The sequence below is a fragment of the Pseudomonas sp. LAIL14HWK12:I7 genome, from assembly GCF_000483465.1.
Taxonomy (GTDB): domain Bacteria; phylum Pseudomonadota; class Gammaproteobacteria; order Pseudomonadales; family Pseudomonadaceae; genus Aquipseudomonas; species Aquipseudomonas kermanshahensis.
The window spans coordinates 63,134-84,697 of record NZ_AXYZ01000018.1 but is presented as its reverse complement, the minus strand read 5'-3'; the positions used below and the strand labels follow the sequence as shown (position 1 = coordinate 84,697).

Genomic DNA, 21,564 nt, shown 5'->3' with positions numbered 1-21,564 from the left:
GTGCCTGCATTCAGTTAAAAACAAAAAGAATAAATACTGATTTATTTATAACCACAGAGCATACCGAATTGCAGACATAAAAAAGCCTCGCACTAGGCGAGGCTTCTGGTTCAGCTACGGCTTACAGGAAGTTGTAAGTGTAGTTGAAGATCAGACGGGTCTGATCCTGGTCAGCCAGCGAGCTGGTGCCAGTGCCACGGTAGACACCGTGACGCAGGCTGGCGCCCAGGCCTTTGAAGGTGCCTTCCTGGATAACGTAGTCGACGCGGGCGTCACGTTCCCATTCGCTGAAGGTACCGTTGCCGTTGGCGTTCTTGCCGTCTTCACCTTTCAGGTAGGAGACCGAAGCTTTCAGGCCTGGCACGCCCAGACGCGCGAAGTCATACGAGTACTGACCGAAGGTGGTGTTCTCACCGGCCTTGGCGAACTGGTTGATCATGCTGTCGGTGAACAGGTAGAAGCTGGAACCAGCGGCGCCTTCGTTGCGGCCATTGCCATCAACGACGCTGCCTTGGTTGAGCCAGACGAAACCACCGTCATCGTTGACGCGCTGGTGACCGAGCATCAGCGCATGGCCGCCCAGGGTGTAGGTGAACATGGCGGACCAGGTCTTGTTGTCGACCTCGCCGAGGTTCTTGGCATAGCCACCGTTGTTGCTGAAGCGGTAGCCAGCTTCACCGTTCTTGCCGTCGCTGCTGCTGTCGAAGTAGCGCAGGTCAGTCTTGAACGACTGGTCGTCAGCAATCTTGAACACGTGGGTCGCGCCCAGGAAGTGCTGCTTGTAGAAATCTTCCAGGTTCGAGTAGTAGTACTGCAGGGTCAGGTCTGGGGTGAGCTTGTAGTCCAGGCCGCCGTAGCGGAACTTGTTGCTGTCCTGGGTAGCGCCCGCCACGGACAGGCCGGTACGGTTGCTCGAAGCACGGCCCATGGCGTGGGTCAGCTGACCGGCGTTGACGGTCAGGTTGTCGATTTCCTTCGACTGGATGGTGCCACCCTCGAAGGTCTGCGGCAGCAGACGGCCATCGTTGGCCACCAGGATCGGCAGGTTCGGCGCCAGGGCGCTACCGAAGTGGGCTTCGGTCTTGGAGAAGCGAGCCTTGGCATTACCGCCTACACGCGCCCACTGGCTTACAGCAGACCCGTCGGTATCGCTCGGGAAGAAGCTGCTGCTGTCAGGGTGCTTGCCGCGGCCGCCATCCAGGTGAATACCCCACAGGGCCTGAACATCGACGCCGAAGCCAACGGTACCTTCGGTGAAACCGGACAGGTAGTCGAGCTTGAAGCCCTGGCCAGACTCGCGGTTGTCAGCACCGCCGTCACGGTTGTCGTTGTTGAAGTACATGGTGCGCGAGCTGAGCGACAGTTTGCTGTCTTCAACGAAACCGGCAGCGCCTGCTTGTTGGGCGAGAACCCCCAGTGCCACGGCCAGAGCCAGGCTGGACTTGTACATGTTTTGCTCCTCTACGTTCTAATTCTTGTGTATCTCTGGAGGCGGGGTCTGCTGCCCCGCTCACCGTGGATTGGCGATTTAGTCCCAAAGCGTGACCATGAAGTCAATCGTTTCTAAACGTTTCGCGACTTTGGTCTAAGACGCCACCTGCGCTACAGGATAATGACAATCCTATAAATCCAAAATGACCGTTTTATGAATTTGTAAGATTTTTCCGGAATATGTTAGGAACCTTTACTGCCTTTTGTTGTAAACGGCACACTCGTTCATAACTGTGGGTTATTTGCAAACGTTTGCTCATAACCTAATTCCATACTGCTCTAAGGGACGAAAAAGCCTAGCAGCCCTGTCGGATTTCGCCATTGCGCGACATCAACGGCGCGCGGCTTAAAGCATTTGGCTCCTAAGCTAATTCTAAAAAGTTATTTATTTTAGATTTCTTAGATCATTTAGTCTTCTCGCCATCCATCACATCGATTGCCTGACGAGAGGTTCAACCATGATCCCGCACGCTCCGCTGCGCCTGTTCGCCGCCCTGACCCTCGCCGGCACCAGCTGGTTGGCCCAGGCCGCCGACCTGACCGTGGCCTACCAGACCACCGTTGACCCGGCCAAAGTGGCCCAGGTCGATGGCGACTACGAAAAAGCCAGCAAGGCCAGTATCGACTGGCGCAAATTCGACAACGGCGCCGATGTGATCACGGCTGTGGCCAGCGGTGACGTGCAGATCGGCTACCTCGGTTCCAGCCCGCTGGCCGCTGCGGCAACACGCAAACTGCCGGTCGAGACCTTCCTGATCGCCACCCAGATCGGCGCGGGCGAAGCACTGGTGGCGCGCGACAGCATCAAGAAGCCGCAAGACCTGATCGGCAAGAAAGTGGCCGTGCCTTTCGTTTCCACCGGCCACTACAGCCTGCTGGCGGCGCTCAAGGCCTGGAACATCGACCCGTCCAAAGTACAGATCCTCAACCTCGCGCCACCGGCGATCATTGCCGCCTGGAAACGCGGTGACATCGACGCGACCTACGTCTGGGACCCCGCCCTGGGCGTGGCCAAGGAAAACGGCAAGGTGCTGATCACCTCCGGTGAACTGGCCGAAAAAGGCGCACCGACCTTCGACGCCTGGATCGTGCGCAAGGACTTCGCCGACAAGCACCCTGACGTGGTCAAGGCGTTCGCCAAGGTCACCCTCGACGCCTACGCCGACTACCGCAAAGACCCGCAAGCGTGGCTGGCCAACAAGGACAACGTGGCCAAGCTGGTCAAGCTGTCCGGCGCCAAGGCCAGCGATATCCCGGTGCTGCTGGAAGGCAACGTCTACCCATTGGCCGCCGACCAGGCCAACGCCCTGGGTGCACCGACCACCCAAGCGCTGACTGACACAGCCACCTTCCTCAAGCAACAAGGCAAGGTCGACGCGGTGCTGCCGGACTACTCGCCGTACGTCAGCGCCAAGTTCCTTCCAAACTGATCCGGAGCCCGTCATGGCCTTGCTTGAACTGGAGCGCATCAGCGCACAGTACCCTGGCGCCAGCACCCCGGTGCTGGCCGACATCAACCTGAGCCTGGGGCCACGCCAGCTGCTGGTGGCCCTCGGGCCCTCCGGCAGCGGCAAGACGTCGCTGCTCAACCTGATCGCCGGCTTCGTCGCCCCCAGCGGCGGCCGCATCACCCTTGACGGTGCACCGGTCAACGGCCCCAGCGCCGAACGCGGTGTGGTGTTCCAAGACGATGCCTTGCTGCCCTGGCAGAACGTGCTGGGCAACGTCGCCTTTGGCCTTGAGCTGGCCGGCGTACCGCGCGCCCAGCGCGAGGCCAAAGCCCGCGAGATGCTGGCCTTGGTCGACCTGGAAGGGTTTGCCGAGCGGCGCATATGGCAATTGTCCGGTGGCCAGAAGCAGCGTGTTGGCCTGGCCCGCGCGCTGGCGGCCGACCCACGGGTACTGCTGATGGACGAGCCGTTCGGCGCGCTCGACGCGTTCACCCGCGAGCAGATGCAAGAGCTGCTGCTGCAGGTCTGGCAGCGCACCGCAAAGCCTGTGTTCCTGATTACCCACGACATTGAAGAAGCGGTGTTCCTCGCCAGCGAGCTGGTGCTGCTGGCGCCCAACCCGGGGCGTGTAGTCGAGCGCCTGCAGTTGGACTTCGGCCAACGCTACGCGGCGGGCGAGCCGGCCCGGGCGATCAAGTCCGACCCCCGCTTCATCGAAACCCGCGAGCATGTGCTGGCGCGGGTCTTCTCCCAACGCCAAAGCCTGCAGGAGCGCGCATGAGCAGCCTGGATCTGCCGGTTACCGGCAAACGCGACGCCCACACCCGGCCTGCTGAAAAGGTACGCCGCCCGCTTGCTACCCGCTGGATCAGCACCCTGACCCTGGCCAGCCTGCTGCTGGCCTGGTGGCTGGTGACGGCCGCCGGCTGGATCGAGCCGCTGTTCCTGCCAGCGCCCGGCGATATCCTGGCCAGGGCCTGGACCCTACTGACCCAGGGCTACATGGATGCCAGCCTGTGGCAGCACCTGGGGGCAAGCCTGGGCCGTATCGGCCTGGCGCTGGTCGCCGCCACCCTGACCGCCATCCCGGTCGGCATCGCCATCGGTTACAACCGCGTGGCGCGGGGCATTCTCGACCCGCTGATCGAGTTCTACCGCCCTATTCCGCCATTGGCCTATCTGCCGCTCATCGTCATCTGGTGCGGCATCGGCGAGCTGTCGAAAGTGTTGCTGATTTACCTGGCGATCTTCGCCCCGATTGCCATCGCCACCGCCACCGGCGTACGCACCGTCGACCCGGCCAAACTGCGCGCCGCGCAATCGCTGGGGGCGACCAAGGCGCAACTGATCCGCCACGTGATCCTGCCCAGCGCCTTGCCCGACATCCTCACCGGCATCCGCATCGGCCTTGGGGTCGGCTGGTCGACCCTGGTCGCCGCAGAATTGATCGCCGCCACCAGCGGCCTGGGCTTCATGGTGCAGTCGGCGGCGCAGTTCCTGGTCACTGACGTGGTGGTGCTGGGCATTCTGCTGATCGCCCTGATCGCCTTCGCGTTGGAAATGAGCCTGCGCGCGCTGCAACGCAAGCTGGTGCCCTGGCACGGGCAAAGTCACTGACCACGCCGGCATTTCGGCGCCTAGTAAAAACAGATCGAGACCGACATGAGCCTGACCATCACCCCTCTCAGCCCGGCGCTCGGCGCCCAGATCAGCGGCGTGGACATCAGCCGCGACATCACCACCGAGCAGCGCGACGCCATCGAGCAAGCGCTGCTCAAGCACCAGGTGCTGTTCTTCCGCGATCAACCGATCACCCCAGACCAGCAAGCCCGCTTTGCGACCCGCTTTGGTGACCTGCACATCCACCCGATTTACCCCAACGTGCCGGAAACCCCACAGGTGCTGGTGCTCGACACGGCGGTCACCGACGTGCGCGACAATGCCGTCTGGCACACCGACGTGACCTTCCTGCCGACCCCGGCGTTAGGCGCGGTACTCAGCGCCAAACAACTGCCGGCGTATGGCGGCGACACCCTGTGGGCCAGTGGCATTGCCGCCCTCGAAGCCTTGTCGGCGCCCCTGCGCGAGATGCTTGACGGGCTGACGGCCACCCATGACTTCACCAAGTCGTTCCCGCTCGAGCGTTTTGGCACCACGCCAGAAGACCTGGCGCGCTGGGAGGCGACCCGGCGCAACAACCCGCCGCTGTCACACCCAGTGATCCGCACGCACCCGGTCAGCGGGCGCAAGGCGCTGTTCGTCAACGAAGGGTTCACCACGCGCATCAATGAGTTGAACGAGTATGAGAGCGACGCATTGCTCAAGCTGCTGTTCGCCCATGCGACCAGGCCTGAGTTCAGCATTCGCTGGCGGTGGCAGGAAAATGATGTGGCGTTCTGGGACAACCGCGTGACCCAGCATTTTGCGGTGGATGATTACCGGCCGAATCGGCGGGTGATGCACCGGGCGACGATTTTGGGGGATGCGCCGTTTTGAACCGCGGGAGGCCGTTGGCCTCCATTCGCAGCACAAGGCTGCTCCTACAGGGGATCGCACATCCTGTAGGAGCAGCCTTGTGCTGCGAAAGGGCCGCAAAGCGGCCCCAGCGGTCTAGCGGACCAGGTGCAAGTACTGCATATGCCGCTCGTACTGGTCGAGGATGTCGTTGATGATCTGCTCCTTGCTGTAGCCCACCAGGTCGTAGTTCTGGCTGCCCTCACTCAGGTGCACCTCCGCCCGGTAATAACGGCGGTTCTTCAACTCCTGAGCACCCAGCCCACCCAGCGCAAACGACGGCGTGAAATAGCCGCGCATCTGCACCTGGTAGATGAAGGGTTGCTCCTCGCCATGGCCCACTTTCAAGCTGACGTTGTCGTGGCTCGGGTCGTCCTGGGTAATCAGCACCAGGCCCTTCTGCTCGAACACCTCACGCACATCGGCAATCGCCGGGCGCACCACGTCGTCCATGAAGCGGTACACCTCATCGCGTGATGGGAAGTGCACGGCCTGGCTCAGGCGCTGGCGCCAGCCGCCGCGCCCGCGACGCGACTGAGCGAACGGCGCCAGCGAATGCATCTGCGCAATCTGCCGCTGGGACTCCAGGTAAAACGCCTTGTGCAGCCCCCACATCATGCACAGCAAGATCAGCGAGAACGGCAGCGAGGTCAGCACCACCGCCGACTTCAGCGAATCGATGCTGCCGGCGAACAGCAATGCACTGGTGATCAGCGCGGTCATCGCGCCCCAGAAAATCCGCAGCCAGTTAGGCCCGTCTTCATCCGGGTCACCCCCCTTGGCCGACAAAGTCGACAGCACCACAGTGCCCGAGTCGGCCGAGGTGACGAAGAACACGAAGCTGATAAACACCGTGGTCGCGATGACCACCTTGCTCCAGGGGTAGGTCTCCAGCAGCAGGTACAGGCTCATCGACGGGTTATCCAGCGCCGATTGGCCAAGCGCGGTCATGCCATGGTTGATGACCTGGTCCAATGCGCTGTTGCCGAAGATCGACATCCACGCCAGGGTGAAGCCCAGGGGAATCAACAACACGCCGAAGACGAATTCGCGGATGGTGCGCCCGCGCGAAATACGCGCAATGAACAAGCCCACGAATGGCGCCCAGGCAATCCACCAGGCCCAGTAGAACACCGTCCAGCCGCCCAGCCAGTCGCGGTTTTCGCCATAGGCATAGACGTCGAAGCTCTTGCGGGGCAAGGCGCCGAGGTAGTCACCCAGGTTCTGGATAAGCGTGTTGAACAGGTGCTGGGTAGGGCCGGCAAACAGCACGAACAGCAACAGCGCGCAGGCCAGGAACAGGTTGATGTCGCTCATCACCCGCACGCCTTTCTCCACCCCGGCGACCGCCACGGCCACCGCCGCGCCCATCATCAGGGTGATCAGCGCGACCTGCACCCACTGGCTGTGGCTGATCCCGAACAGGTAATCCAGGCCGGCATTCAAGTGCAACACGCCAAAGCCCATGTCGGCGCCCAGGCCGAACACCGTGGCAATGATGCCGAAGCCATCCACCGCGTAACCAATCGGCCCGTTGATGCGCTTGCCGATCAGGGGGTACAGCGCCGAGCGCAAGGCCAGCGGCAGGTTATGCCGGTAGGCGAAGTAGGCCAGCGCCATGCCGACGAAGGCAAACACGCCCCAGCCATGCAGGCCCCAGTGCAGGAACAGGATCTGCATGGCCTGGCGCCCGGCCTCTGCCGTGCCTGCTTCGCCTTGGGGCGGCTGCAGCATGTGGGTCAGCGGTTCGGATACGCAGAAGAAGAACAGCGTGATGCTGATGCCGGCGGCAAACAGCATGCCGGCCCAAGACAAGTAGCTGAACTCGGGTTCGTCGTGGTCGGCACCGAGCTTGATCTTGCCGTAGCCAGACAAGGCGGTGACCACCACGAAGACCAGGTACAGCGTCATCGCCAGCATGTAGTACCAGCCGACCGTGTTGGCCGCCCAGTTCTGTGCCGCCAGCAACCAGTCGCCTGCGGCTTGCGGATTGGTGATGACAATGAGGCCGAAGATGAGGATGAAACTTGCCGCGAAATAGAACACCGGAGGGTTCATGCGCATCTTGCCGTTGGCAAGGGTGGGGGTCGGTGCACTCATCGGGCATGCACCTCGTCACGTGACGTAAGGTTCGAAATGAACGGGTTCAGCAAAGGAATCCTCCTGTTGAACACCGGCAGCGGACCAGCGTTTTTTCATTGAACAAGCGTTCAAGTTAACCATGGATCGGGATTTGATGCGAACCGGGGTGCTGATCGGTGCATGCCTGAACCGGCCCGCGAAAGGGCCGGTACAGCCAGTAAAGACCTCAGGTCAGTTCTTGTCCTGGCAATCCAGCTGCAGGTTGGCCTGGGTAATGTTGCTCTCGGCCGGCACGCTGCGGGTGAGCCACACATTACCGCCAATGGTCGAGCCCTTGCCGATGGTAATGCGCCCCAGGATCGTCGCCCCCGCATAGATCACCACGTCGTCCTCGACGATCGGGTGGCGCGGCAGGCCTTTGTGCAGGGTACCCGACTCATCGCTTGGGAAGCGCTTGGCGCCCAGTGTCACCGCCTGGTAGATACGTACCCGCTCGCCGATGATCGCGGTCTCGCCAATCACCACGCCGGTGCCGTGGTCGATGAAGAAGCTCGGGCCGACCTGCGCGCCGGGGTGGATGTCGATACCGGTCGCCGAATGCGCCAGCTCCGAACTGATACGCGCCAGCAGCGGCAAACCAGCCTGGTACAAGTGATGCGCCAGGCGGTGATGGATGATGGCGAGGATGCCTGGGTAGCACAGCAGCACCTCATCGACACTGCGCGCCGCCGGGTCACCGTGGTAGGCGGCCAGCACGTCGGTGTCGAGCAATACCCGCAGGTTGGGCAGCGCCGCGGCAAAATCCTGGATCAGCCGCAGTGCCTGGGCATCGACGGACACCAAGTCACCCTGGCTCTGCCGGGCGGCGTAGCGCAGCTCCAGGCGGGCCTGGGCCAGCAATGCGGTCAGGGCGGCATCCAGGGTGTGCCCTACGTAAAAATCTTCACTCTCTTCGCGCAGGTCGACCGGCCCAAGGCGCATCGGGAACAGCGCCCCGCACAACTGCTCGAGAATCTGCCGCATGGCCTCGCGAGAGGGCAGTTCGCGCCCGCCCTGCTCGCCAATGCTGCGGCCATTGCGGCTGCGCCATTGCTCACGGGCGCTGCGCAAACCACTGACGATGCTGTGCAGCTGCCAATGCGCGGATGTTGGTTGTTCGCTCACGGTGTTCTCCTGCCTGGGGCCAATCTGTCGTTATGCAATCCACTCTACGGCAAATCCATCCCTTGGAAAAAACAACGCTTTATTCCATCCTGCGCTAAGTCGGGCATAAGCCGCGATGACGGCGCCAGTATCCTGGCCTACCCTCAAAGCTGACTTCACTCGGCATAAAAACAAAACGGAATAATAAGATAATTTTTTATTATTTCCTGGCCTAAGCGGCCAACTTTATAGTCGCCACCCACTACTTCCACACCAAGCGCGGGGCCTGACATGTCGAAATTCGCCAAACCGCTACTCAACGCCAGCCTGGCCATCCTGCTGGGTGCCGGCCTGCTCAGCCAGGCCTTCGCCGGCGAGCAATTGAAGACCATTCAGGAAAAGGGCGTGATCAACGTCGGCCTGGAAGGCACCTACCCACCGTTCAGCTTCGTCAACGCAGACGGAAACCTGACCGGCTTCGAGGTTGAACTCTCCGAGCTGTTGGCCAAGGAGCTCGGGGTCAAAGCCAAGGTTCAACCGACCAAATGGGATGGGATCCTCGCCGCGCTGGAATCCAAGCGTCTGGACGTGGTGATCAACCAAGTGACCATTTCCGAAGAGCGCAAGAAGAAGTACGACTTCTCCGAGCCCTACACCATTTCCGGCATCCAGGCGCTGATCCTGAAGAAGAAGGCCGAGCAGCTGAACATCCACAAAGCGGCTGACCTGGCTGGCAAGAAAGTCGGCGTAGGCCTGGGCACCAACTACGAGCAATGGGTCAAGCAAGATGTTCCGCAAGCAGACGTGCGCACCTATGAAGACGACCCGAGCAAATTCGCCGACCTGCGCAACGGCCGCATCGACGCGATCCTGATCGACCGCCTGGCCGCACTGGAATACGCGCAAAAAGCCAAGGACACCGAGCTTGCCGGCGACGCCTTCTCGCGCCTGGAAAGCGGCGTGGCCCTGCGCAAAGGCGAACCTGAGTTGCTGGCGGCCCTCAACAAGGCCATCGACAAGCTCAAGGCCGACGGCACGCTGGCCAAGCTGTCGGAAAAATACTTCGGTGCCGATGTCACTAAATGATCGCTGAAAGCCTGCAACTCGTTGTCGATTCCACGCCCTTCCTGCTGAAGGGCGCGGGTTATACGGTGCTGCTCAGTGTCGGTGGCATGTTCTTCGGCCTGGTGCTGGGGTTTGCCCTGGCGCTGATGCGGCTGTCGAAGATGTTGCCGCTGAACTGGCTGGCACGCATCTACGTGTCGTTCTTCCGGGGCACGCCGCTGCTGGTGCAGCTGTTCGTGATCTACTTCGGCATGCCGCAGATCGGTATCGAACTCGACCCCATCCCGGCCTCGCTGATCGGCCTGTCGCTGAACATGGCAGCTTACATCTGCGAAATCCTGCGTGCGGCGATTTCATCGATCGACCGTGGCCAGTGGGAAGCCGCTGCCAGCATCGGCATGACCCGCACCCAGGCCATGCGCCGGGCCATCCTGCCGCAAGCCCTGCGTACGGCCTTGCCGCCGCTGGGCAACAGCTTCATCTCGCTGGTCAAGGACACCGCCCTGGCGGCGACCATCCAGGTGCCCGAGCTGTTCCGCCAGGCCCAGCTGATTACCGCACGCACCTTCGAAGTCTTCACCATGTACCTGGCTGTGGCGGTTATCTACTGGATCCTCTGCAGTATCCTCGCGCACTTCCAGAACCGCATGGAAGCGCGGGTCAACCAGCATGACCAGGAGCATTGAGCATGATCGTAGTTAAAGGCCTGTCCAAGCAGTTCAAGGGCCAGACCGTGCTCAATGGCATCGACCTGACCGTGCAGCCAGGCGAAGTGGTCGCCATCATCGGCCCCAGCGGCTCGGGCAAGACCACCTTCCTGCGCTGCCTCAACCTGCTGGAAACCCCCGACGCCGGGCAGATCCAGATCGGCGCCATCAGCATCGATGCCAATCGCCCGCTGGGTGGGCAGCAGAGTGCGATTCGCCGGTTGCGTCAGCAGGCCGGTTTCGTGTTCCAGAACTTCAACCTGTTCCCCCACCGCACCGCCCTGGAAAACGTCATCGAGGGCCCGGTGATCGTCAAGAAGACACCCCGCGACCAGGCCATCGTCCTGGGCCGCAAGCTGATGGCCAAGGTAGGCCTGGCGGGCAAGGAAGACGCCTACCCGCGGCGCCTTTCCGGTGGCCAGCAGCAGCGGGTAGCGATTGCCCGTGCCCTGGCGATGGAGCCTGAGGTGATTCTGTTTGACGAACCGACCTCGGCGCTCGACCCGGAGCTGGTTGGCGAAGTGCTCGCCACCATCCGCGGCCTGGCCGAAGAAAAGCGCACCATGATCATCGTTACCCACGAGATGAGTTTTGCCCGTGATGTGGCGAACCGGGTGATCTTCTTCGACAAGGGGGTGATCGTCGAACAGGGTGAAGCCAAGGCGCTGTTTTCGGCGCCCAAGGAAGAGCGCACCCGGCAGTTCTTGCGCAAGTTCCTCGGCACCGCAGCTTCGGAATAAACCTGTACTGGCCTCTTCGCGGTCCGACTTGCCCGCGAAGAAGCCGGCACCCGCTGCGCAAATCTCAACTTCTATATATATTCCAAAAGGTTAGTTCATAATCTTTTAATAAGCCATTAGGGTATATACACCGGACCACCGGACCAGCAAACGTCTGTCGCCATCAGCTGAAGCGACGCATCTACTTTTGTGAGGTTAGGAATGGTCAGGATCACAATCACCCCAGTGCGTATCGCCAGGGCATTGAGTGCAGCCAAGGAGCGGTACTGATGTCCAGCCAGCCAAATACCCTTTTCCACAGCGACGTCGACAGCTCGCCCCTGCTGCTGCCAGCCAAGGTGCTGCGCAACGACGCCGAGGCCCTGCAAGCCGCACGCGAACTGGCCGACGTGGCCCGTGAGCAGGCCGCACGCCGCGACCAGCAACGCAAACTGCCGTGGGCAGAGATCGAGCAGTTCACCCGTAGCGGCCTGGGCAGCATCAGCGTACCCAAGGCCTATGGCGGCCCCGATGTCTCGTTCGAAACTGTGGCGGAAGTCTTCCGCCTGATCAGTGCCGCCGACCCGGCCCTGGGGCAGATCCCACAGAACCAGTTCGGTATGCTGCAGTTGCTGCGCCTGACCGCCACCGAGGCACAGCAGGCGGTGATCTTCCGCAGCGTGCTGGACGGCTGGCGCATCGGCAATGCCGGCCCCGAGCGCGGCACCAAAGACACCCTGACCCTGAAGGCAAAGATCACCCGCGTAGGCGACGGTTATCGCATCAGTGGTGAAAAGTTCTACTCCACGGGCGCCTTGTACGCCCACTGGGTGGCGGTCAAGGCACTGGACGACGAAGGCCGCCAGCGCCTGGCCTTCGTCCGCCGCGGCAGCCCTGGGCTGCGCATCGTCGATGACTGGTCTGGGTTCGGCCAACGCACCACCGCCAGCGGCACCGTGCTGCTCGACCAGGTGCCGGTCGATGCGGAACTGGTGATCGACAACTGGCGCCAGCGTGACACGCCGAATATCCAGGGCGCGGCTTCGCAGTTGATCCAGGCAGCCATCGACGCCGGCATCGCCGAAGCGGCCATCGATGATGCCATCAGCTTTGTGCGCGACAAATCGCGGCCCTGGATCGACGCCAAGGTCGAGCGCGCCAGCGACGACCCGTACGTGATCGCCGATATCGGCCGCCTCAAGCTCGAGCTGCACGCTGCCGAGGCGCTGCTGCGCAAGGCGGCGCGGGTGCTCGATGAGGTCAATGCCGCCCCCATCGACGCCGCTTCTGCTGCCCGCGCTTCGATCGCCGTGGCCGAGGCCAAGGTGCTGACCACCGAGGTCTCGTTGCAGGCCAGCGAAAAGCTGTTCGAGCTGGCCGGCAGCCGCGCCACCCTGGCCGAGTTCAACCTCGACCGCCACTGGCGCAACGCCCGCGTGCACACCCTGCATGACCCGGTGCGCTGGAAGTACCACGCGGTGGGCGCTTACCACCTGAACGGCAGCCTGCCTGCGCGGCATTCCTGGATCTGATTATTGGCCCTGGGGCCGCTTCGCAGCCCAATCGCCGGCAAGCCGGCTCCCACCTTCAGAGCGCTACCGCCGAACGTGTGGGAGCCGGCTTGCCGGCGATTGGGGCGCGAAGCGGCCCCCAAGGCCCCGGAGAAACACCATGACCACAAACATCATCACCAGCGACACCCAAGCCCTGGCCATCGCCGAAGATATCGCCCAGCAACTGCGCCGCGACAGCGCCCTGCGCGACCGCGAGCGTCGCCTGCCCCATGCCGAACTCGACCTGTTCACCCGCTCCGGCCTGTGGGCCATCAGCGTGCCCAAGGCCTTCGGCGGCGCCGGTGTGTCCAACGTCACCCTGGCCAAAGTCATCGCCCGCATCGCCCAGGCCGATGGCTCCTTGGGGCAGATCCCGCAAAACCACTTCTATGCCCTGGAAGTGCTGCGGGTAAACGGCAGCCCTGAACAACAGCAACGCCTGTACGCCGAAGTGCTGGCCGGCCGGCGCTTTGGCAATGCCTTGGCCGAACTGGGCACCAAGACCGCCAACGACCGCACCACCCGCCTGAGCCGCGACGGTGATGGGTTCCGTATCAATGGGCGCAAGTTTTATTCCACCGGTGCCCTTTACGCCCAGCGCATCCCGACCTCGGTGATCGATGACGATGGCGTGCAACAATTGGCCTTCGTCCCCGCCGACAGCCAAGGCCTGCAGGTGATCGACGACTGGAGCGGCTTCGGCCAGCGCACCACCGGCAGTGGTTCGGTGGTATTCGACAACGTGTGGGTCAGCGCCCAAGACGTAGTCCCCTTCCAGAGCGCCTTCGAACGCCCGACCCCAGTCGGCCCACTGGCACAGATTCTCCACGCTGCCATCGACACCGGCATCGCCCGCGCCGCCTACGAAGATGCCCTGCACTTCGTGCGCACCCGCAGCCGCCCCTGGGTCGACTCGGGCCTGGACAAGGCCAGCGAAGACCCCTTGACCCTGAAAAGCTTCGGCCAACTGGCGATCCGCCTGCACGCCACCGAAGCCCTGCTCGAACGCGCCGGTGAATACCTCGACCGCGCCCAGCAAGACAGCAGCGCCGACAACGTCGCCGCCGCCTCCATTGCCGTGGCCGAAGCACGCGCCATCAGCACCGAGATTTCCCTCGCCGCCGGCACCACGCTGTTCGAACTGGCCGGTAGCCAGGCCACCCTCGCCGAGCACAACCTCGACCGCCACTGGCGCAACGCCCGCGTGCACACCCTGCACGACCCAGTGCGCTGGAAGTACCACGCCATCGGCAACTACTACCTGAACAACGAAAACCCGCCGCGTCGGGGGACGATCTGATGGCCAAACAGATTCTGCTCAATGCCTTCAACATGAACTGCATCGGGCACATCAACCATGGCCTGTGGACCCACCCGCGGGACACCTCGACCCAGTACAAGACGCTTGAATACTGGACCGACCTGGCACGCCTGCTGGAACGGGGCTTGTTCGACGGCCTGTTCATCGCCGACATCGTCGGCACCTACGACGTCTATGGCCAGTCGCTGGAGGTAACGCTCAAGGAGTCGATCCAGCTACCCGTCAACGACCCCCTGCTGTTGGTCTCGGCCATGGCTGCCGTCACCCGCCACCTGGGCTTCGGCCTTACCGCCAACCTCACCTACGAGGCGCCTTACCTGTTCGCCCGGCGCCTCTCCACGCTCGACCACCTCACCAATGGCCGGGTCGGCTGGAACATCGTCACCGGCTACCTCGACAGCGCGGCCCGCGCCATGGGCCTGGCGCAGCAACCCGAGCATGATCGGCGCTACGACCAGGCCGACGAGTACCTGCAGGTGCTGTACAAACTGCTCGAAGGCAGCTGGGCTGACGATGCCGTGGTCGCCGACCGCGAGCAGCGCGTCTACGCCCAGCCCGACAAGGTGCGCAAGGTCAGCCACCACGGTGAGTTCTACAACGTCGAGGGCTACCACCTGTGCGAGCCCTCAGCGCAACGCACACCGGTGCTGTTCCAGGCGGGCAGTTCCCCGCGCGGCCTCGCCTTTGCCGGCAACCATGCCGAGTGCGTGTTCATCAGCGGCCAGGACAAAACCGCCACCCGCGCCCAGGTCGACAAGGTGCGCGCGGCCGCCAAGGCGGCGGGCCGCGATCCGCAGGCGGTCAAGGTGTTCATGGGCATCACGGTGATCGTCGCCCCCACTGAGCAACAGGCCCAAGCCAAGCATGCCGAGTACCTGCGCCATGCCAGCCCCGAGGCCGGCGTGGCGCACTTTGCCGCCTCCACCGGCATCGACTTTGCGGCCTATGGGCTGGACGAGCCGATCGGCTTCAGCAAGGGCAACGCCATTCAGTCGGCCACGCGCCAGCTGCAGGAAAACGCCTGGACCCGCCGCCGCCTGCTTGATCAGCACGCCCTGGGCGGGCGCTACGTGACCCTGGTCGGCAGCCCTGAACAGGTCGCCGATGCCCTGATCGCCTGGCTCGACGAAACCGGGCTGGACGGCTTCAACCTGACCCGCACCGTTACACCAGAAAGCTTTGAGGATTTCATCGACCTGGTCATCCCGCAGCTACAACAGCGTGGCCGCTACAAGACCGCCTACGCCGAGGGCACCCTGCGCGAGAAGTTGTTCGATACCGACCACCCGCACCTGCCCGCCAGCCATCCCGGCTCGCGCTACCGCTTTACCCCAACCCCTGCCCCGACTGGAGCCCTGCACCATGCTTGAGAAACTGTTCCGGCCCGTCGCGGCCATTGCGGTCACCCTTGGCCTGTCCGCCAGCGCCTTCGCCGCCGAGCCGATGAAAATCGGTACCACCTCCGCCTTTGCGATTCCCCTGGAAACCGCCGTGGAAGAAGCCCACAAGCAAGGCCTGGACGTGAAGCTGATCGAGTTCAGCGATTGGATAGCCCCCAACGTCAGCCTCAACAGCGGCGACATCGACGTGAACTACTTCCAGCACATCCCGTTCCTGGAAAACGCCAAGGCCGCTGCGGGCTTCAACCTGGTGCCCTACGCGCCAGGCATCATCAACAACGTCGGCCTGTACTCGAAAAAGTACAAAAGCTTCGCCGAGCTGCCCGAAGGCGCCAGCGTGGCCATCGCCAACGACCCGATCAACAGCGGCCGTGGCCTGCAGTTACTGGCCAAGGCGGGGCTGATCACGCTTAAACCTGGGGTCGGCTACAAGGCCACGGAAGACGACATCATCGCCAACCCCAAGCACCTTAAAATCCTTCAGGTCGAGGCGGTGCAACTGGTGCGCGCCTATGACGACGCTGACCTGGTCCAGGGCTACCCGGCCTACATCCGCCTGGCCAACAGCTTCGACGCCACCTCCGCGCTGCTGTTCGATGGCCTGGAAAACAAAGAGTACGTGATCCAGTTCGTCATTCGCCCGCAAAGCAAGGACGACCCGCGCCTGGCCAAGTTCGTCGATATCTACCAGCACTCGCCCGCGGTGCGCGCGGCCTTGAACAAAGCCCACGGCAACCTCTACCAGGCCGGTTGGGAGGGCTGACATGAGCCAGGCCAGCGCGCTCAGGGCGCCGACACCCCAACCATTGCCGCCAACGGCCAAGGAACAGGCCCTGCGCCCAGAGGTCAACGAAGCCCACGTGCGCTTCATCGGCCTCGGCAAGACCTACCCTGGCCAGGCTCAGCCTGCCTTGCAAGGCATCGACCTGAACATCCGCCATGGCGAGATCTTCGGCATCATCGGCCGCAGCGGCGCCGGCAAGTCGTCGCTGCTGCGCACCATCAACCGCCTGGAACAACCCAGCCAGGGCCGCGTGCTGATCGACCAGGTGGACATCGCGCCCTTCGACGAGGACCGCTTGGTTGCGCTGCGCCGGCGCATCGGCATGATTTTCCAGCACTTCAACCTGATGTCGGCCAAGACCGTGTGGCAAAACGTCGAGCTGCCACTGAAAGTGGCCGGCGTGCCCAAGGCCGAGCGCCAGCGCAAGGTGCGCGCACTGCTGGAGCTGGTCGGCCTGCAGGAAAAGCACCACGTCTACCCCGCGCAGTTGTCGGGCGGGCAAAAGCAACGCGTCGGCATCGCCCGGGCGCTGGTGCACGACCCCGAGATCCTCTTGTGTGACGAGGCCACCTCGGCACTCGACCCTGAAACCACGGCCTCGATCCTTGAACTGCTGCGTGACATCAACCAGCGCCTGGGCCTGACCATCGTGCTGATCACCCATGAAATGGCGGTAATCCGCGATATCTGCCACCGCGTGGTGGTGCTGGAGCGCGGCGAAGTGGTCGAGCAAGGGGAAGTCTGGCGGGTATTCGGCACACCGCGCCATGAAGTGACGCGGACCTTGCTCGCGCCCTTGCAGGCCAAGCTGCCCGCGACTTTGCAGGCCAGCCTCAAGGCCAGCCCGCAAAGCCGCGACAGCGCCGTGGTGCTCAAGCTGACCTTGCTCGGCGAGCCGGAGCTTTCTGCCCTGTTCATCGACCTCGGCGGCCGGGTGCGCCTGCTGCAAGGTGGCGTTGAAACCATCGGTGAGCATGCCCTGGGGCAGTTGATCCTGTCGGTGCAGCATTCGCCACACGACACCCACCAATTGCTGGAGCGTGCCCGCCGTTGGGCCGAAGACGTGGAGGTACTGGGCCATGTGGTTTGATCGCCTGCTTGAAGGTTTGCTCGACACCCTGCTGATGGTCGGCGTGTCGTCGCTGATCGCGCTATTGGTGGGTGTACCGATGGCGGTGCTGCTGGTCACCAGCGACAAGGGCGGCATCTTCGAGGCACCGCTGCTGAACCGGGTGCTGGGCGCGTTCGTCAACCTGTTCCGCTCGATCCCGTTTCTGATCCTGATGGTCGCGCTGATCCCCTTCACCCGCCTGGTGGTAGGCACCACCTATGGTGTATGGGCGGCCGTGGTGCCGCTGACCATCGCCGCCACCCCCTTCTTTGCCCGGATTGCCGAGGTGAGCTTGCGCGAAGTGGACCACGGCCTGGTGGAAGCGGCGCAAGCCATGGGCTGCCGGCGCTGGCACATCGTCTGGCATGTACTGCTGCCCGAAGCGCTGCCCGGCATCGTCGGGGGGTTCACCATTACCCTGGTGACCCTCATCAACTCGTCAGCCATGGCCGGGGCGATTGGCGCCGGTGGGCTGGGCGACATTGCCTATCGGTATGGGTACCAGCGCTTCGACAGCCAGATCATGCTGACCGTGATCGCCATGCTGGTGGCGTTGGTGGCGTTGATTCAACTGGGTGGGGATCGGCTGGCGAAGGGGTTGAACAAGCGGTGAATTGTCAGGGGCCGTTTTGCGGCCCCATTCGCAGTTGTACAGAAACTCAATTATCGTTGAGATAAAACCACATCAAGGCGCTAACGCTAACTATCGAAACAATACTTTCGTTTTTAGCGCTGACCTCTCCCCACACGGTAAAAACTAAATAAAACCTTAGTTTTCCTTGAATGTTCCCTGTCGCCGACCATAATCGAAACTATTCTTTCGAACCGGCTGAACACCCATGGGCTCCCTCAAACAGATCCAGACACCTCTCGATTTGGGAAATGCAGTACGTGAGGTACGCAAAAACCAGGCAATAACCCAATCGGACCTGGCCCTCATCGTCGGCAAAAGCCACGTCCTGCTCAGGGACATCGAGCGAGGCAAGGGCAGTGTGTCACTCGCAAGCGTCCTGCAAGTGATGCAGGAACTTGGCATACGGGTTTATGTGGATGTGCCTGACAAATGAGAGCCCTCCAAATCCTGATCAACAGCCACCACGTTGCAACGCTCAGCGACAACGCAGGTGTCTGGAGCCTGGAATATACGCCAGCCTGGATAGCCCGACCCGACGGCTATGATCTGTCGCCCGCACTGCCTCGTGCCAAAGGCTTGCTGGTTGATGGATCATCCGAGCGCCCTGTCCAATGGTTCTTCGACAATCTGCTGCCCGAAGAGCAAGCACGCACATTGCTGGCCAGCGATGCAAAGCTCGAATTCGCGGACGCTTTTGGCTTGCTCAGCTACTACGGTTCAGAGTCGGCAGGTGCAATCACATTGCTACCTGAGCCACAACTTGAGCAGGCGAGCGGCCTGAAGCCCATCTCGGACGCTCAGTTGAGTGAGAGGATTCGCAACCTGCCCCGAGTCGCATTGACCACAGGCGCCCCGAAGCGTATGTCACTCGCTGGCGCGCAGCATAAGCTGCCGATTGTCATGGACAAAGACGCCCTGTTCGAACCGATCGGCAACACGCCGTCGACCCATATCCTCAAGCCCGACCACCCCGACCGTGACCTCTATGACGCGACCGCAGTGAACGAGTGGTTCGTGATGAGTGTTGCACGAGCGGTAGGGCTGCAAGTACCCGATGTGAAGGTTCGCCGCGTACCCGAGGCAGCCTATCTGATCGAGCGCTTCGACCGCACACGGGTGAATGATCGGCTCGAACGCGTGCATGTGCTGGATGCTTGCCAATTGCTCACGCTCGACAAAAGCTTCAAGTACCAACAAGCGACTGCAGAAACGTTACGAAAGATTCTCGGGCAGGTCCGGAATGTGGCCCAGACGCGGCTTCAGCTATTCAGGTGGTTGGTATTCAACATTGTCGTTGGCAACAACGATGCCCACTTGAAAAACCTGTCGTTCTTCGTGCGTCCGGATGCGTATTACCTCGCACCGCACTACGACCTCTTGTGCACCGCCGTTTACGGCGAATCCGCTGCGCCATGGCTTGAGGCAGAACTGGTGTGGAAGCCAGAAGGCGTCCGCACCCACGCTGACATTACCAGGGCCAGCGTCATCAGCCTCGGTGAAGCGATTGGCGTACGCGCGCCGCTGGGTAACAAGATCATTGATGAGCTGGTACCGGGCGTGGAAGATGCAGCAAGAGACCTTCTGGAAAAAAACGTCCATGCCTGGCATGCCGGTGAAAGCAGGCTGGTCAGGCGCATCGTCCATGGCGTGATCCGCGACATGACGGAAAAACTACGGCCCTGAGCCATCACCCCCACTCTAGGTCCTGCGCCGGCACCGGCCGGCCGAACCAGTAACCCTGGCCCAACTGGCACTGCTCCTGCAGCAGGAAGCTGGCCTGCTCTTGCTGCTCGATGCCCTCGGCATGCACTTGCATGCCCATGCTGCGGGCCAGGGCAATGATCACCCGCACGATCGCGATGTCGTCATCGTCATGTGGCAAGCCCGCGACAAAGCCCTGATCGATCTTCAGCTTCTGCACCGGCAAACGCTTGAGCCGCAGCAGCGATGAATACCCCGTGCCGAAGTCGTCGATCGCCAAGGTCACGCCCAGTTCACGCAGGCGATGCAGCTGCTCCAGCGCCACTTCCGGGTCTTCCATCACCGCACTCTCGGTGACTTCCAGCTCCAGCATCGCCGGGGCCAGGCCGGTTTCGTGCAGCACTTCGGCCACCTGCCGATACAACGCGTGCTGGCCAAACAGACGGCTTGAGATATTCACCGCGACGAACGCCAGCTGCCGGCCTTCGCGCTGCCACTGCACCATCTGCAGGCAAGCCTGACGCAGCACCCAGGTGTCGATTTCGGCAATCAACCCGGTGCGCTCGGCGATCGGTATGAACTCGCTCGGCGGCACCAGGCCGCGCTGAGGATGCGCCCAGCGCACCAGGGTCTCGACCCCTACCCGCTCGGCCGTGGCCAGGTCATGCACCGGCTGGAAGTACACCCGCAGTTCATCCTGCTCCAAGGCACGGCGCAGCTCGCCGGCGGTTTCCACCCGGTGCTGGGCGTGCGCGGTCAGCTCTTCGGTGTACAGCGCATAGCAGGCGCGCCCGCTGCTCTTGGCCTTGAACAGTGCCGCGTCGGCATTGCGCAGCAACTGCTCGGTACCCAGCGCATCGCTGGGGAACAGGCTGATGCCGACGCTGACACTGATGAACAGGCGATGGCCATCGAACACGAACGGCTCGCGCATACGCTCGATGATGCGTTGCGCCAGCTTGCCCGCCTGGCCGACTTGCTGGCAGTTCTCGGCCAGTACACCGAACTCGTCCCCCCCCAGCCGCGCCAGGGTCACCCCATTGCCCACCACCTCGCCCAGGCGCTCGCCCACCAGCTTGAGCAACTGATCGCCGATGGTGTGGCCAAGGCCGTCGTTGATGCTCTGGAAATGGTCCAGGTCGAGCAGCAGCAAACCGCAACCGCGTTTGTTGGCTTGCGCCGTCACCAGCGCCTGCTCGACGCGGTCGGTGAACAGCAGGCGGTTGGGCAGGCCGGTCAGCGGGTCGTGATGGGCCAGGTAGGCCAATTCCTGCTCGGTATGCTTGATCGCACTGATGTCGCTGAAAACCGCCACGTAATGGCTTAGCGCACCAGCGTCATCGCGTATGGCGCAGATCGTCTGCCATTGCGGGTAGATCTCGCCGCTTTTGCGGCGGTTCCAGATCTCGCCGCTCCATTCGCCCTTTTCGGCCAGGGTGGCAAAGATCTGCTGATAGAACGACGCGCCATGGCGGCCCGATTTGAACTTGTTCGGGCGCTGGCCAATGACCTCATCCTGCTGGTAACCGGTAATACGCATGAAGGCGCGGTTGACGTGCACGATCAGGCCTTGGCGGTCGGTCACCAGCACCCCTTCGAGGGTACTGTCGAACACCGCCGCCGCCATGCGCAGCCGCTCGCGGTCCTCACAGCGCAGGCGCGCGCCAATGCCGATGAAATTGAGCAGGCGTGCCCGCGACACGAAAATCAGCACCGCGCTGAACAAGACCCAGATCACCACATTGATCTGCCGCCCCACCGTCAGTGCCAGCGGGTCGTCAGTCATACCATGCAGGAGCATCTCCGCCAGCACCAGCCAGAGGATCGACAGCACCACATAGAGCGCAGCCATGCGCAAGGCGTCGCGAACGGAAACAGACATGTCGGG

19 protein-coding genes are annotated in these 21,564 nt (G+C 62.6%); 15 read left to right on the top strand and 4 right to left on the bottom strand.

Annotated elements, in window-relative coordinates:
* Positions 1-121 precede the first annotated feature (121 nt).
* Positions 122-1,450, bottom strand: coding sequence for an OprD family porin (locus D886_RS0117685; protein WP_027595176.1), 1,329 nt, complete (start codon positions 1,448-1,450; stop codon positions 122-124).
* Between the two features lie 499 nt (positions 1,451-1,949).
* On the opposite strand from D886_RS0117685, the gene tauA reads away from it, so the two are divergent.
* Genes tauA through tauD form a run of 4 tightly spaced genes read left to right on the top strand, consistent with a single transcriptional unit; the run spans position 1,950 to position 5,438 of the window.
* Positions 1,950-2,921, top strand: coding sequence for a taurine ABC transporter substrate-binding protein (gene tauA / locus D886_RS0117680; RefSeq protein ID WP_027595175.1), 972 nt, complete (start codon positions 1,950-1,952; stop codon positions 2,919-2,921).
* Between the two features lie 13 nt (positions 2,922-2,934).
* Complete coding sequence (gene tauB / locus D886_RS0117675) at positions 2,935-3,723, top strand: taurine ABC transporter ATP-binding subunit (protein ID WP_027595174.1); 789 nt, start codon at positions 2,935-2,937, stop codon at positions 3,721-3,723.
* Entirely contained in the window at positions 3,720-4,559 is an 840-nt protein-coding gene (tauC, locus tag D886_RS0117670; protein ID WP_027595173.1) for a taurine ABC transporter permease TauC, read from the top strand. Before tauB ends, tauC begins: the two co-directional genes overlap by 4 nt.
* Positions 4,560-4,604: 45 nt before the next feature.
* Positions 4,605-5,438, top strand: coding sequence for a taurine dioxygenase (tauD, locus tag D886_RS0117665; protein WP_027595172.1), 834 nt, complete (start codon positions 4,605-4,607; stop codon positions 5,436-5,438).
* Between the two features lie 114 nt (positions 5,439-5,552).
* On the opposite strand, the gene betT is transcribed toward tauD, so the two are convergent.
* Entirely contained in the window at positions 5,553-7,514 is a 1,962-nt protein-coding gene (betT, locus tag D886_RS0117660; protein WP_172960398.1) for a choline transporter BetT, read from the bottom strand.
* Between the two features lie 255 nt (positions 7,515-7,769).
* Positions 7,770-8,702 (bottom strand): serine O-acetyltransferase EpsC, encoded by a 933-nt coding sequence (gene epsC / locus D886_RS0117655; protein ID WP_027595170.1) that lies wholly within the window; start codon positions 8,700-8,702, stop codon positions 7,770-7,772.
* A gap of 270 nt (positions 8,703-8,972) precedes the next feature.
* Between epsC and tcyJ the strand changes: the two genes are divergently transcribed.
* From tcyJ to D886_RS0117600, 11 genes are all read left to right on the top strand, one after another.
* On the top strand, positions 8,973-9,767 hold the full coding sequence (gene tcyJ / locus D886_RS0117650) for a cystine ABC transporter substrate-binding protein (RefSeq protein WP_027595169.1): 795 nt from the start codon (positions 8,973-8,975) through the stop codon (positions 9,765-9,767).
* Positions 9,764-10,432, top strand: a complete 669-nt coding sequence (tcyL, locus tag D886_RS0117645) for a cystine ABC transporter permease (protein ID WP_027595168.1) — start codon at positions 9,764-9,766, stop codon at positions 10,430-10,432. Before tcyJ ends, tcyL begins: the two co-directional genes overlap by 4 nt.
* A 2-nt stretch (positions 10,433-10,434) precedes the next feature.
* Positions 10,435-11,193 (top strand): L-cystine ABC transporter ATP-binding protein TcyN, encoded by a 759-nt coding sequence (tcyN, locus tag D886_RS0117640; protein ID WP_027595167.1) that lies wholly within the window; start codon positions 10,435-10,437, stop codon positions 11,191-11,193.
* A 269-nt stretch (positions 11,194-11,462) separates the two neighbouring features.
* Complete coding sequence (locus tag D886_RS0117635; RefSeq protein ID WP_027595166.1) at positions 11,463-12,704, top strand: SfnB family sulfur acquisition oxidoreductase; 1,242 nt, start codon at positions 11,463-11,465, stop codon at positions 12,702-12,704.
* 139 nt (positions 12,705-12,843) lie between these two features.
* Positions 12,844-14,025 carry an SfnB family sulfur acquisition oxidoreductase gene (locus D886_RS0117630; protein WP_027595165.1) on the top strand — a complete coding sequence of 394 codons (1,182 nt, stop codon included), beginning with the start codon at positions 12,844-12,846 and terminating at the stop codon, positions 14,023-14,025.
* On the top strand, positions 14,025-15,416 hold the full coding sequence (locus D886_RS0117625; RefSeq protein ID WP_027595164.1) for an LLM class flavin-dependent oxidoreductase: 1,392 nt from the start codon (positions 14,025-14,027) through the stop codon (positions 15,414-15,416). The genes D886_RS0117630 and D886_RS0117625 overlap by 1 nt, the downstream gene beginning before the upstream one ends.
* Positions 15,409-16,209 (top strand): MetQ/NlpA family ABC transporter substrate-binding protein, encoded by an 801-nt coding sequence (locus tag D886_RS0117620; protein WP_027595163.1) that lies wholly within the window; start codon positions 15,409-15,411, stop codon positions 16,207-16,209. Before D886_RS0117625 ends, D886_RS0117620 begins: the two co-directional genes overlap by 8 nt.
* Before the next feature lies 1 nt (position 16,210).
* Positions 16,211-17,320, top strand: a complete 1,110-nt coding sequence (locus D886_RS0117615; protein ID WP_027595162.1) for a methionine ABC transporter ATP-binding protein — start codon at positions 16,211-16,213, stop codon at positions 17,318-17,320.
* Positions 17,310-17,954, top strand: coding sequence for a methionine ABC transporter permease (locus tag D886_RS0117610; RefSeq protein ID WP_008096606.1), 645 nt, complete (start codon positions 17,310-17,312; stop codon positions 17,952-17,954). The genes D886_RS0117615 and D886_RS0117610 overlap by 11 nt, the downstream gene beginning before the upstream one ends.
* A gap of 226 nt (positions 17,955-18,180) precedes the next feature.
* Positions 18,181-18,408, top strand: coding sequence for a helix-turn-helix domain-containing protein (locus D886_RS0117605; RefSeq protein WP_033694250.1), 228 nt, complete (start codon positions 18,181-18,183; stop codon positions 18,406-18,408).
* Positions 18,405-19,658, top strand: coding sequence for a HipA domain-containing protein (locus tag D886_RS0117600; RefSeq protein WP_033694249.1), 1,254 nt, complete (start codon positions 18,405-18,407; stop codon positions 19,656-19,658). Before D886_RS0117605 ends, D886_RS0117600 begins: the two co-directional genes overlap by 4 nt.
* 4 nt (positions 19,659-19,662) lie before the next feature.
* Here D886_RS0117600 and dibA read toward each other — a convergent pair whose 3' ends face one another.
* A complete protein-coding gene (dibA, locus tag D886_RS0117595) occupies positions 19,663-21,558 on the bottom strand; it encodes a phosphodiesterase DibA (protein WP_027595159.1) in 1,896 nt (631 codons plus the stop codon).
* Positions 21,559-21,564: the final 6 nt, after the last annotated feature.